Origin of the sequence: Mongoliibacter ruber (assembly GCF_003003005.1) — a bacterium.
GTDB lineage: Bacteria > Bacteroidota > Bacteroidia > Cytophagales > Cyclobacteriaceae > Mongoliibacter > Mongoliibacter ruber.
In genome coordinates, this window is sequence record NZ_PVTR01000020.1 from 25,811 (window position 1) to 39,113 (window position 13,303).

Sequence of the window (13,303 nt, forward strand, 5' to 3'; positions counted from 1 at the left end):
TGACCCTGCATCCCAAAAATGCAGAGGAGCTGAAAGGATTGATTTTGCAGTTGGCAGTGCAAGGGAAATTGACTAGGCAATGGCGAATAACCAACCGCCCCGAGTTAAATTCAAAAGAATTACTTGAGGTTATTAAAGTTGGAAAAATTAAAGTTTTAAGAGAAAGCAATGTTAAAAGTGAAAAACCCATCAAAGATTTTGACCTATCTGAAGTAAAGTTTGATTTGCCAGAAAACTGGGTTTGGGTTCGTTTCGCTTCTGCGGCATACATCTGTAGAGGAGGTTCACCAAGACCGATAAATAATTTTATTACGGATGATCCTGATGGAATTAATTGGATTAAAATTGGAGACACCAAAGGAGTTCTAAAATACATTGAAGAATGTGGAGAGAAAATCATTCCCGAAGGATTAAAAATGTCAAGGCTTGTAGTCCCAGGTGATTTTATATTATCCAATTCCATGAGTTTCGGAAAGCCATATATTATGAGAACAACAGGATGTATTCATGACGGTTGGTTATTGATTAGAGAAGTAAAAGAGGCAATAAACAAGGATTTTTTATACCATTTGCTTTCATCTCCATATGTTTATGGAAGTTTTAAAGACTCGGCGGCAGGTGGTGTGGTTCAAAATCTTAATATTGAAAAGGTAAGACAAACGTTAATTCCTCTCCCTCCCCTCGAAGAACAAAAAGCCATTGTAGCAATAGTCAATCAATTGTTTGCAGAAGTGGAGCAATTGGAAGCTATGACAAAAGAGCGGATACAGTTGAAAGCAGACTTTGTGACTTCTGCCTTGAATCAGTTGACCCAAGCTACAGAACAAGATACTGCTAGTCAGTGGGCATTTTTACAGCAACATTTCGGTACCTTTTTTACCGAAAAGGAAAACATCAAAAAACTCCGAGAAGGCATATTGCAATTGGCTGTTCAGGGAAAGTTGACTCGAGATTGGCGTGCCATTCGACAAGCACAGGGAATACCAATCGAACACGCATCTACCCTACTTGCAAAAATCAAGGCTGAGAAAGAAGAACTGATTAAGGAGAAAAAAATCAAAAAAGAAAAACCGTTGCCTGAGATTTCGCAGGAGGAGATTCCATATGAATTGCCTGATGGGTGGGTTTGGTGTAGGATGGGGGAAATCACTACATTAATAACAGATGGGAAACACGGTAATTGTCAAGATGAACATGATTCAGGTTACTATTTTTTATCTGCTAAAGATGTCCAAAAGGGCAAATTATTGTATGATAGAGCTAGACAGATAAATTTTAAAGAGTTTTCTGAGGTACACCAAAGAACAAATTTAGAACCAGGAGATCTTTGTATTGTAAATACAGGTGCTACAGTTGGGAAGACTGCAATCGCCTTAGATAATGAGTTGACTAGAAAATCTACATTTCAAAAGAGTGTGGCTGTTGTAAAAATATTACATCAATTTCTTCATATTCGATATTTGGAAAATTTTATTATTAACCAAACTCCTAAGCTTTTAAAAAAATCTGGTGGATCAGCTATAAACAATTTACTTCTGGGAGACATGAAAAGGATAATTACTCCCTTACCTCCTTTAGATGAACAAAAAGCCATTGTAGAAAAAGTCAATTCCTTAATGGCACTATGCGATAAACTAGAACAAGAAATAGAAACCCATCAAACTACGCAGGAAGAATGGATGCAGAGTTGTTTGAGGGAGGTGGTGGAGGGGTGATAATGTGATATGCAGGTTTTTGAACGATTAGAATATGAGAAAAAGTGACCTTATTTTATACTTTGCAAATCAAATTTCGAAAAGAATTGTAAAAACCAGCATCAGGCAATTTCAAAGCTGGCATATTACTTTGTCTGGAAATGATTCTAGATTGAAAAATACATGGGATGAAATATGTGTTCAAATTCAAGGGGAATATTCATTTAATTGGAATGACTATGTTAATGCAATTGAAACTCATTTAATGGAAGAAGTCAGAAGGCTAAATGAGTATGAAAAATTTTCTCTTTGGCTTCAAACAGACCAAGGCTTGTATTATGATGAGGAGGAAAATGAAACTCCAGAAATTTATGATGAGGATATTATGTACTACCTCAAAAGTGAAATTTTTAAAAAAGCTGGAAATTGGAGTAATGAAAGGATTAGAAAATATTTAGGTTAAATTTCTTGGAAAATATCAACTGGAACTTTGACAAAACTATTTCCTCACAGAAAGGACTGACAAACTCATGCTTTAATTAGTGCTTTTAGCTACTGGTTAACTTTCCTCAGTTCTTCTCTTGCTTCTGCAGTTAGAATAATATCAATAAGATTAAGGTTTTTTGAATCGCTAAACCCCATTTCTTTCCTAATCTCTTTAAGAAACTTATTTCCGTCTTCTAGCATATTAAAGGTATTGTCTTGTTGAGTAAGTTTATTGTCATATTCAATAAATTCTCTTATAAGATGTTCACTTCCCCAATTCATGAGTCCTTGTTTAAAGAGCATCATTTCTTTAATATTTTTTGCTGACACAGCTTGCTTTCCTTTTTTTGATCCTTCCAAAAGATCAAAAAATGAATTGTAAAAATGTTCAAATACTTTTTGCTTTTCCTTCAAAACGTGCAAATCATATTCTCGCTCTTTAGCCTTTCTATTATTTATGGAAACAGTCAGAACTGAAGTAAATGCAGCAATTATAACAGCTACAATTCCAAAAATTGAGATTTGATTTTCCACTTTTTCGACAAGCCAAACACCCCATACCAGTAAACCGCATAGTACCAAAAACAATATTATCATCCATAGGTGTTGTAAAAAGTCTTTTCTCATGTTTGTTTAATTTTCATTAGATAATTCTATGTCTGTTATTTCAAAATCTGAATAAATATCATCTCTTTCCATATCAAAGTTAAAGTATATTTTAAAAGTCAAATATTTTTCACCTACAATCGAATATATGTCTTCTCCTTGATCTCTTACAGGATTATACTCTAATATTTCTGTATAACATGATGCATAAAGAATCCCTGATATAAGTGCCGTGTCAGAAAGAATGTCGTAATCAACATCTTCGCATTGTAAAATCTCACAATCATAACTGCTTAATTGCCCGTCAAAAAAACAATCTGCATCTAAAATATCGGATGGATGAAGAGTATCAACTTTTTGATGCATCCTTTCTTCAATCTGTTTTTCAAAATTGTTTACTATTATTTCAAGTACAGAATCTTCATTAATTTCTATTTGGCTAATGTATGCTTGAAATATATTTTCAGAGCTTTCAAGAGTGCTTGCGTATAATTTAATAAAATCAAAAGATTTGTTAACTACTGAGAATTTGTTACTGTCAAGGATTAAATCAGGATGGATTTTAGATTTATCTTTTTTTGAACAAAAATCTGATGTGTTATTTGTCAATAGAATGCAGTCAAAGGTATTATTTGTTTCAGCGAAACTAGCATACGTTTTCCATATTATGGCATCCTTAAGCTCCGACTTTTCTTCAGTGAATGGTTTTTTTCGGTTAATTGCTTTATCTACAATATCAGGTAGAAATTCGTTTTTGTAAGGTAATATGTGAAAATTATCATATAATTCTAACCTTTGATAAAATTTATCAAATTTTCCCAATTGAATCTCAGTCGGAATTTCGGCTATTATACAGTCAATTTTTAGCCTTTTTGCATCTTTGATTACTTTTTTGATTTCTTTATTTTTTTCTTCTATTTCTTTTTGAAATTGCCTTCTTAATTCTAATCGTACAATCTCAGACATATATAAGGTTAATAGACCTTCATCACAATATTCAAGTAGTTTCTTATTTGACTTATTTTCAAAGAAATAATCTTGATATAAAATATTTGAGTCTATAAATATGTTCATTCTAAATTGTGTTTATGCCTATTGTTAACTATTTAATGAATATTCAAAAAACAGTATTCAGATAAAAATAGCTAAACTTGCCTACCTTTATATTTTAATATACCAAAGAATAGATTAAACATAAAAGCATATAAGTGCGGTTCTATTTTAATCTCATTAAAAGCAATTTGACATTATATTTTGCGAATTTTTATGTCAATCTACTTAGTTTATTTCAGTACATTCTATTTCCCTTAGAACTATTACACTTTAAGCAAAGTATTTGAGTATTTGAAAGTTCTAAAGCTTTTTCGGGGAATTTGGACCGTGGGTAAATATGATCAATAGCTAAATTCTCTAAGGATCCACAATTGACACAGACGTTTTCAAAAGATAGTAAGGCTTGTACCCTAATTTTTTTCCAATCTGTTGAATTGTAAAATTGCTCAGACAAAATGAATTTAAGCTTATCTTCATTCAATAGATCTTGTGCTTTTAAGCTTACCTTAGTTCTTAAAATTTCCATTTGGTTTTTAAAATTCTCAATTTCAATCTCATTTAGCCTAATTTCTTCTTTTTTACTAAGTTCTAATGTTCGTAAGTCTTGATCAAAATCACTATGCTTAAGTTCAATTTGAGCTAGAAAAAAATTTGATTTTTTTATTCGATTAAAAATCCAGTTCCCAAGAATACTTAGGCTAACCCAACAACCGAGGAATACCCAAATTGATTTTTGAATTTCATTAAAAAACACATGAAAAAATATTCCTGTAATGACTGCGATTAAAAAGGCTCTCTTTTTTAAAAATGCAACTAATGGATTTTTTTGTTGAACAATTTCAGATGCTCTTTTATTTATTGCATTTCTTCTTCTAAATCCTTCCTCACGCTTGTTATTATCTTGAAGTTCTTTTAATCTCTTTATTTTGGTGGCGAGAGAATTTTTATGTTCACTGTATTCTTCATTTGTCAGTTTATATTTCCTAAGGTCGGAAATAGTTTTCTTCATTATGTGTTTACCATAAGTCGAATTTGGATCGAAATCAGCATATGGTTCAATAGAAGCTAACAGCTTGTGATAAAACTTACGATTTCCAGATTGTGTATTAGGAATATACCTTCCCGCCTTTTTCGAAAATCTGTAGGGTTTTTGTGCCATAAGTCAAACAATTGTAAATTCTTAAAGATAAAATCTTGGATTTGCAAAAATGGTCATTTCGAAGCTACGTTCAGGTATACTAAGTCAAAGCTAAGTAAGTCATTATCCAAACTATCATTTATAACCTATTGGTGATAGTTAATCTTTCTTTGTTAACCAAGGTCTTGCCTTTACATAAGTAGCAAACAAACTATCTCTAAATCTATAGTAGCGCTCTCTGACTTTTACTATTTCTGCTCCATAATCTTCAGTTACTAAATGTCCAACATACTGACTAGGATTATCAACGTCAAAGTCTATTGCAACTTTATAGGCATCGGTTGTAAGGATTTCACCATCTTTTTGAATTACTTCAAATAATGATTTTAAAACAGCTTCACGTTGATATGAAGATGCAACTGCCCTTTTATACCTACCTTCAAGTACCGGGTCAGCTTCTTTTTCAGCAATTTGCCTAAGTATTTTTATAATATATTCTTCATTAATTTCATAACTTGGTTCAAGGTATGCTGACCTTAATGCTTGATTTCCTATGAGGTGCACTATGTAAGGATGGCCGTTTGCTAGTTCAATTAACTTTTCTCTTCCTGTCTGGTCAAATGTTATGAATTTTCTAATTGATTTTTCAGCGTCATCTATGATTTCGTTCAATTCACTTTTTTCCATTCCTGGCAAATTAATCACACTACCAGCAAATAATCTATCTGTACTTTCATGTTCTTTCATTAACATTTGGATGTCTTGCGCCACTCCTACAATACAAAATTTTAAACCTGATAAATTAGTAGCTAATGATTTTATTAACTTAGCAAATCCAGTTGGGTCTTCAATTTGATCAAATTCATCGATTACTATTAGTATTCCGTTTTTAGTAATTTTTGCTTTTAAAATCTCGTTAACCACATTCTGAAATATAACGTCAATATCATGAGTTTGAATAGCTTTAGTTGTTGTGGTTTCTTCGGTAATTTCCGAACCCAATTCTGCTATTTTCACATCTAAACCCCCTCTAAGTTTACTTAACTCTTTATTTGCACTAGGTATGTCGTAGATCCATTCTAATAAACAACTATGAGTTGTTAATAAACGAGATAATAAATCATTAACTGTTTTAATTTTATTTCCACAGGCAAGATACATACATAAAAAATCCAGTTTTTGATCATTATAAATCTCTAATTTTTCTAGTAGAGAATTGTCCCCCTGAGCTATGTTAATAATCTGACGTGCAAGTGAACTTTTGCCAATTCCTCGCCCACCAACAATGGCTAAATTAGCTCCTTCAGTCAACAATCCATAAAATGCATCATTTACATATTCCTTTCTTCCTGCAAATTTTATTGCATCACTTATCTCTTTTGCTGGTGTAAATGCATTCACTATTTCTTTTATTGATATTTTTTCGCTCATGGTGTTAAAATTATCACTACAATTTCCCGTTCACAATAGTGGAAAGAATTAAGATTGGAAAGTCTTCAAATAATTCCTAATATCTTCTTTTTAAACTTAATAAATTTATCTCTCCCATAAAATACCCACTACAGGATATTTTTACCAATTTTTTGGTAATAAAATATCCTAAGCCCTTACTATTTTGTTTTTTGGATGCGATAATGGTCAAGATTTTTAAAGTGCTGGACTTGCCATGGCTCCAGGTGTTTTATAATTACCTCCTGATATTCCAGGTCAGACAGTTAATAATTCCGGTATGTTTTGCAGGTTCGTTGCCATTGATTTCAAGGAATTCTTTGTCAGGAAATATTTCCTTAGCCCTTATTCTAGCCATATCGTCTGCTTCTTTATCATAAACCGGCAAAATCAAATGGTTTTCTAACTCTAGGTAGTTGAGGTAAAGTCCTGCGGCATCATTGTCATCTTCATTGTTATAGATTTCATATGGAAAAATCTCCCACTTTAAGCCGGCATTGTGTAAAGCTCCCAAAAAGTCGATGTAGTTTTTCTGTTCTTCTTGACTGTAGTCATTGATCAATACGGTATCATAGCAGATAAACCTTGCCATTCCGTCCGCATGCCCAAACCAGTCGCCATTCTCTACCGGAACAAAAATTACCTTATTGACTTCCAAAAGGTTTTGGAGTTGTTCAATCAATTCCATTTCGGAAATGTGCTTGTTTTCGACAAATACCTTGCTGGTCATCAGCACCTTGTCATTCCATTTGGAGAGATTGCCTCCATCTAGAATTATGTCTGACTTGATGGTTTGGATGCCGATTGCCTCACAGATGGCATCTACGTCCGAAATGGTCTTTGACCATTTTTTTGTGGTGATCAAATAATCCGGTTTGTAGGTAAACCTCACAAACTTGTTTGCGGACACCTGAACCGGCATATAATCCACCGCCCAGGCATCCTTGGTGTGGGGAAGTATTCCAAAGGGGATATTGGCTTTCTTAAAGATGGAAACAAGATCCTCCGCAAATTCCGGATATAATGTTTCAAGCGTATCGGCTATGTAGACAAAATTGGTTTGGCTGTCGGTGATCATTGGTTCAAAGATTTTAGGATTGAGGAAGATTAAGGTATGGTTGCTTTTATCTAAAAGTACATAAATAATCAAGGAATTCCCGAACTCGGAGAGGTCGCATGTTTATAGCAATCACGCATACGAGCGGTTTCATTCGACCCCATCGGGGTCGCACCTCTCCTTAACCGCTTTAATGCTATAAACATATGATCCCTTTGGGATCAATCAACCCACATTTGGCATCATCAATTAAATTGGAAAGAAAATGACATTGATCAGGCGTCGAAGAGGTTATATATTTATAAAAATGGATAGACATTGAATTGGCGTGCTCCCGACCTCGAAGAGGTCACATGTTTATAGAATTGACCCATAGAGCAAGTTTTATTCGATCCCAGTGGGGTCGCACCAATCTTTGCCGCCAATTATGCTATAAACATACGATCCCTTTGGGATCAATCAACCCACCATTAGTAGGGAACCCCGACCTCGGAGAAGTCACATGTTTATAGGAATCCCGCAGACAAGCGGTTTCATTCGACCACGTCGGGGTCGCACCATTCATTGCCGACAATGTTGCTATAAACATATGATCCCTTTGGGATCAATCAACCCACCATTAGTAGGGAACCCCGACCTCAGAGAGGTCATATGTTTATAGAAATGCATAGAAGATTTGAATAGCCGGACCTCGGAGAGGTCACATGTTTATAGGAATCGCGCATACAAGCAGATTCATTCGACCCCGTCGGGGTCGTACCGTTCATTGTCGGGATTTTGCTATAAACATGTGATCCCTTTGGGATCAATCAACCCACATTTGGCATCATCAATTAAATTGGAAAGAAAATGACATTGATCAGGCGTCGAAGAGGTTATATATTTATAAAAATGGATAGACATTGAATTGGCGTGTTCCCGACCTCGAAGAGGTCACATGTTTATAGAATTGACCCATAGAGCAAGTTTTATTCGACCCCAGCGGGGTCGCACCATTCATTGCCGACTATGTTGCTATAAACATATGATCCCTTTGGGATCAATCATCCCACCATAAATAGGGAACCCCGACCTCGGAGAGGTCACATGTTTATAGGAATCGCGCGTACAAGCGGATTCATTCGACCCCAGCGGGGTCGTACCTCTCCTCAAACGAATTGATGCTATAAACATATGATCCCTTTGGGATCAATCAACCCACCATTAGTAGGGAACCCCGACCTCGTAGAGGTCACATGTTTATAGAAATGCATAGAAGATTTGAATAGCCGGACCTCGGAGAGGTCACATGTTTATAGGAATCGCGCATACAAGCGGTTTCATTCGACCCCAGCGGGGTCGTACCTCTCCTCAAACACATTGATGCTATAAACATATGATCCCTTTGGGATCAATCAACCCACCATAATTAGGGAACCCCGACCTCGGAGAGGTCACATGTTTATAGGAATCGCGCGTACAAGCGGATTCATTCGACCCCAGCGGGGTCGTACCTCTCCTCAAACGAATTGATGCTATAAACATATGATCCCTTTGGGATCAATCAACCCACCATTAGTAGGGAACCCCGACCTCGTAGAGATCATATGTTTATAGAAATGCATAGAAAATTCGGATAGCCCGACCTCGCAGAGGTCGCATGTTTATAGCAATTACGCATACGAGCGGTTTCATTCGACCCCGTCGGGGTCGCACCATTCATTGCCGACTATGTTGCTATAAATATATGATCCCTTTGGGATCAATCAACCCACCATTAGTAGGGAACCCCGACCTCGGAGAGGTCACATGTTTATAGGAATCCCCCAGACAAGCGGTTTCATTCGACCCCAGCGGGGTCGTACCTCTCCTCAAACGAATTGATGCTATAAACATATGATCCCTTTGGGATCAATCAACCCACCATTAATAGGGAACCCCGACCTCGGAGAGGTCACATGTTTATAGGAATCCCCCAGACAAGCGGTTTCATTCGACCCCAGCGGGGTCGCACCATTCATTGCCGACTATGTTGCTATAAACATACGATCCCTTTGGGATCAACCAACCCATCATTAGTAGGGAACCCCGACCTCGGAGAGGTCATATGTTTATAGGAATCCCACAGACAAGCGGTTTCATTCGACCCCGTCGGGGTCGTACCTCTCCTCAAACGAATTGATGCTATAAACATATGATCCCTTTGGGATCAATCATCCCACATTTGGAAGCACCAATTAATTTGGGAAGAAAAGAGAAAATCGAAACCTCGAGTAGTCCAAATCCTACAAAAACTGAATAGATTGAAATGATATGTCCCCGACCTCGTAGAGGTCATATGTTTATAGAAATGCATAGAAGATTTGGTTCGAAAATAAAGGAACATCGTTTACTCTGGAAGCAAAGGAAAAGGCTATCGTGTTGGTCTTAAGCGGAGAACCCTTGAACGAGCCTATTGTAGCCCATGGACCATTTGTGATGAATTCCTATCAAGAGATCCATCAGGCTATTGAGGATTTCAATATGGGGAAATTTGGCTATTTGGAATAATCACCTTGAGCAAAACATCTCTAATGTAAAAAAAAGAATAGCCTACCCCCATAGTTTGATGGTGGGTAGGCTGTTCACCTTTTGTCAAATACAGGAAGCTGTTTTTTTTGAGAATCACACCTATCCCTTCACAACTTCAATTTCGCGATCCAGAAACTTCGCCAAAATATCCGAAAAGCGCTGTGCCTCCCAGATTTCCAAGTCCATATTTCCTTCACCAAAAATCCTGATAGTCAGTTTGTCCTTTTCGGGCAGGCAATAGACATTTTCCACCCATTGGTTTTTGGTTTTGTCCAAGGCCACGGCAATCCTGAGAATCCCTGAAAGGCCTTTGACCATCCTTCGGTTTTTGAAATCCAGCTTTTTAAAGGCCTTGTGCTTCTTTTTTGGCCCTGATTTTCTGTGATACCTGGCGAGATTGGCCAAAACCAAAATCTCAGCATTGTTGAATCCCCGCAAACCTCCCTGCATAATCAGGTACTTGGAGTGTTTGTGGTAACTCTGAAAGTTGACATAAGTACCCACATCGTAAATGAGACAGGATTGGTACAATAAATCACGCTCCAGCTCCTGCATACCATGTTGGTCCTTAAGTTGGTCAAAGAGCTGCAAGGCCAGTTTTGCCACCTGTTTGTTCTCCTCCAAGTCTGTATCATAGCGCATCGCCAAGAGTAGACTACTTCTTTCCCTTACACTTTTCCCCTCGACCAATTTGACTAGTTTCTGCCCATACTTCTCAATATAGTCGATGATCAAACCCTCTCTCAAAGAGGCATCGGAAAGCGTCAGTTCCTTGACCTCAGCCATTTTGAGCAATTCAGTAAGTAAAAGTCCCCCGAGATGGATGGCATCTACCCTATTTTCACTGATACCTTTGAAATCGCTCCGTTTTTCAGGATCCAAATCCATCAACTGCCAGGTGATTTTTTCCAGGTCTTTGGCTTTGACAGATTCTGCGTTGACAGAATTGATGATGCTTTTCCCATTCACCTGAAGGGCTGCCTCGCCCAAGGTCCTGATACTTCCTGAGGTACCGATAACTTTGGTAAAGCCCACGGCTTTGGCTTCAGTCAAAATTTTGGAAGCCGTTTCCTGAATATGATGCTGCAGGTCAAGCTTTTCCTCTTTGGACAAAGGCCCTTGGTGACCTACCCTATCCAACAATCGCAAAACCCCCAATTTCATGGAGCTTTTAAATAGCACCTTTTCCTTATTTCCGACCACTGCTTCAGTACTTCCTCCGCCGATATCGATCACCATGGCATTGTTTTTCCCCAAGTCAATAGCCTTTCTCACAGCCAAAAAAATCAACCTTGACTCTTCTTTTCCCGAAATCATCTGAGGTGAGAGGCCTACCTCTTCGATCAACCTATCCAAAAATTCACGGCCGTTTTTGGCTTCACGTGTAGCGGAAGTAGCGGCGGTAATGATATCCTCTACCCCATATTCATCCGCCAGTTGCACATATCTTTTAATTGTTTCGATCCCTCTATGGAAAGCCTTATTACTCAACATCTTATTGGCAAAAACACCAACTCCGAGTTTGACCATTTCCTTTTCCTGAACCAGCACTTCAAAAGTCTGTTTGGAAGTCACTTTGACGATGATCATGTGAATAGAGTTGGTACCGATGTCTATGGCAGCTAAGTTCATAAATGGTATTTTTGGGTTAAAAAGAAATGTAAATGCTTAAGTTAAACTTATTTGACTTTTTTTAATACTAAGTCTAAACTAAATTGCTTTCATGACAACAGACCCTCGCTTCCCAATAGGCAAATTTCAGGCTCCTGATCCCCTTTCCAAAGCGGAAATCCAGCAACTTATCCAAGACATCAAAGCTTTCCCCGTACAGGTCAAAGCGGAAGTATTCCGGTTAGGTGCAGCTGGCCTGGAAAAGCCATATCGGAAAGGTGGATGGACAGGTAAACAAGTGATCCACCATTGCGCCGACAGTCATTTCAACAGTTTTATTCGCTTCAAACTTGCCCTAACCGAGGACACTCCAACCATCAAACCTTACCACGAAGATCTTTGGGCCAAGCAAATTGATTATCAATTACCCATAGATTCTTCTTTGGCTATTCTGGAAGGACTGCATATCCGATGGGTGGCTTTGTTAGAAAACTTGAATGAAATGGATTTGAGGAAAACATTCATTCACCCTGAAATGAAAAAAGAAATACGATTGGATTTTACCATCGCTTTGTATTCATGGCATTGCAGGCATCATTTAGGGCATTTGCGAATGATTAGTGCATAGGACAGTTACTCAATTGTAGATTTTAGATTTTAGATTTCAGATTTCAGATTTCAGATTTCAGTACTGAAAGATAACGGGAAGATTGAGGATTGAGAAATAGAGGAAGGAGGAAAAAGTCTGTGGTCAATGACAGGTTCAGTCGATAATTGAGGGTTGAGAGAAACATGCCGTCCCTACAGGACGGTGTCCAAACTATAGCGTTAATTTTACCTACATGATGTGCCTCTGGCACAATAAACAGGTGCGATATCCGAAAGGTTGTGCCTCCGGATCGGTGAGTCTTGAGCTTACAGCTCAGATGCGTCTTCAAACTCCAAACACAATCCACCCTTTTAACTTTTAACATTTTTAACCTTTTTGGTGCAACATCCGAAGGTTGCGCCTTCAGATTTGTGAATCTTGAGCTTATAGATCAAAATGGTATTAAAACTCCCAACAGACACAATCCTCCCAACCTTTAACGATTTTAACTTTTTTGGTGCGTTATCCGAAGGTTGCGCCTTCGGATTTGTGAGTCTTGAGCTTACAGCTCAGAAGGGTATTAAAACACCAAACAGACACAATCCTCCCAACCTTTAACAATTTAACATTTTTAACCTTTAACATTTTCAACTTTTAACGATTCACCTCTAAGGCATCAGTCGATCAATCCTACCTTCAGCAGGCAGATACACGATTCATCAATTCGTAAATTCGTCAGTTCATCGATTTCACAATTACTCAGCCCTACAACCTACCACAAACTCAACCTTTAACCTTTAACATTTTCAACTTTAAACGATTCACCTTTAATGCATCAATTGATCAATCCTACCTTCAGCAGCCAGATACACGATTCATCAATTCGTCAATTCGTCAATTTCACAATTACTCAGCCCTACAACCTACCACAAACTCAACTTTTAACATTTTTAACCTTTAACGATTCACCTCTAAGGCATCAGTTGATCAATCCTACCTTCAGCAGGCAGATACACGATTCATCAATTCGTCAATTCGTCAGTTCATCGATTTCACAATTACTCAGCCCT

10 protein-coding genes are annotated in these 13,303 nt (G+C 37.4%); 4 read left to right on the plus strand and 6 right to left on the minus strand.

What is annotated here, in order from left to right:
• Window positions 1-38 precede the first annotated feature (38 nt).
• Window positions 39-1,715, plus strand: a complete 1,677-nt coding sequence (locus tag CLW00_RS20270; protein ID WP_170073256.1) for a restriction endonuclease subunit S — start codon at window positions 39-41, stop codon at window positions 1,713-1,715.
• A gap of 34 nt (window positions 1,716-1,749) precedes the next feature.
• A complete protein-coding gene (locus CLW00_RS20275) occupies window positions 1,750-2,157 on the plus strand; it encodes a hypothetical protein (protein ID WP_106135548.1) in 408 nt (135 codons plus the stop codon).
• Between the two features lie 89 nt (window positions 2,158-2,246).
• Here CLW00_RS20275 and CLW00_RS20280 read toward each other — a convergent pair whose 3' ends face one another.
• The 5 genes from CLW00_RS20280 to CLW00_RS20300 form a co-directional block, all read right to left on the minus strand.
• Entirely contained in the window at window positions 2,247-2,807 is a 561-nt protein-coding gene (locus tag CLW00_RS20280; RefSeq protein ID WP_106135549.1) for a hypothetical protein, read from the minus strand.
• A 6-nt stretch (window positions 2,808-2,813) separates the two neighbouring features.
• Entirely contained in the window at window positions 2,814-3,860 is a 1,047-nt protein-coding gene (locus tag CLW00_RS20285; protein WP_106135550.1) for a PIN domain-containing protein, read from the minus strand.
• Window positions 3,861-4,074: 214 nt separating this feature from the next.
• Window positions 4,075-4,998, minus strand: a complete 924-nt coding sequence (locus CLW00_RS20290) for an HNH endonuclease (RefSeq protein ID WP_106135551.1) — start codon at window positions 4,996-4,998, stop codon at window positions 4,075-4,077.
• Window positions 4,999-5,136: 138 nt separating this feature from the next.
• The gene (locus CLW00_RS20295; protein WP_106135552.1) at window positions 5,137-6,408 is read right to left on the minus strand and encodes a P-loop domain-containing protein; all 1,272 of its coding nucleotides are present in this window, start codon (window positions 6,406-6,408) and stop codon (window positions 5,137-5,139) included.
• 256 nt (window positions 6,409-6,664) lie between these two features.
• Entirely contained in the window at window positions 6,665-7,504 is an 840-nt protein-coding gene (locus CLW00_RS20300) for an agmatine deiminase family protein (RefSeq protein ID WP_106135553.1), read from the minus strand.
• A gap of 2,319 nt (window positions 7,505-9,823) precedes the next feature.
• Here CLW00_RS20300 and CLW00_RS20305 point away from each other — a divergent pair.
• Window positions 9,824-10,012 (plus strand): pirin-like C-terminal cupin domain-containing protein, encoded by a 189-nt coding sequence (locus tag CLW00_RS20305; protein ID WP_281257466.1) that lies wholly within the window; start codon window positions 9,824-9,826, stop codon window positions 10,010-10,012.
• A 120-nt stretch (window positions 10,013-10,132) separates the two neighbouring features.
• Here the strand turns inward: CLW00_RS20305 and CLW00_RS20310 are convergent, their stop codons facing one another.
• Entirely contained in the window at window positions 10,133-11,665 is a 1,533-nt protein-coding gene (locus CLW00_RS20310) for a Ppx/GppA phosphatase family protein (RefSeq protein ID WP_106135554.1), read from the minus strand.
• Between the two features lie 91 nt (window positions 11,666-11,756).
• On the opposite strand from CLW00_RS20310, the gene CLW00_RS20315 reads away from it, so the two are divergent.
• The gene (locus CLW00_RS20315; RefSeq protein WP_106135555.1) at window positions 11,757-12,272 is read left to right on the plus strand and encodes a YfiT family bacillithiol transferase; all 516 of its coding nucleotides are present in this window, start codon (window positions 11,757-11,759) and stop codon (window positions 12,270-12,272) included.
• Window positions 12,273-13,303 lie beyond the last annotated feature (1,031 nt).

Bases quoted from the DNA above. Each gene is read 5' to 3' on its own strand.
- CLW00_RS20275 (WP_106135548.1), top strand. From the start codon at position 1,750: ATGAGAAAAAGTGACCTTATTTTATACTTTGCAAATCAAATTTCGAAA.
- CLW00_RS20280 (WP_106135549.1), bottom strand. From the start codon at position 2,807: ATGAGAAAAGACTTTTTACAACACCTATGGATGATAATATTGTTTTTG.
- CLW00_RS20285 (WP_106135550.1), bottom strand. From the start codon at position 3,860: ATGAACATATTTATAGACTCAAATATTTTATATCAAGATTATTTCTTT.
- CLW00_RS20290 (WP_106135551.1), bottom strand. From the start codon at position 4,998: ATGGCACAAAAACCCTACAGATTTTCGAAAAAGGCGGGAAGGTATATT.
- CLW00_RS20295 (WP_106135552.1), bottom strand. From the start codon at position 6,408: ATGAGCGAAAAAATATCAATAAAAGAAATAGTGAATGCATTTACACCA.
- CLW00_RS20300 (WP_106135553.1), bottom strand. From the start codon at position 7,504: ATGATCACCGACAGCCAAACCAATTTTGTCTACATAGCCGATACGCTT.
- CLW00_RS20310 (WP_106135554.1), bottom strand. From the start codon at position 11,665: ATGAACTTAGCTGCCATAGACATCGGTACCAACTCTATTCACATGATC.
- CLW00_RS20315 (WP_106135555.1), top strand. From the start codon at position 11,757: ATGACAACAGACCCTCGCTTCCCAATAGGCAAATTTCAGGCTCCTGAT.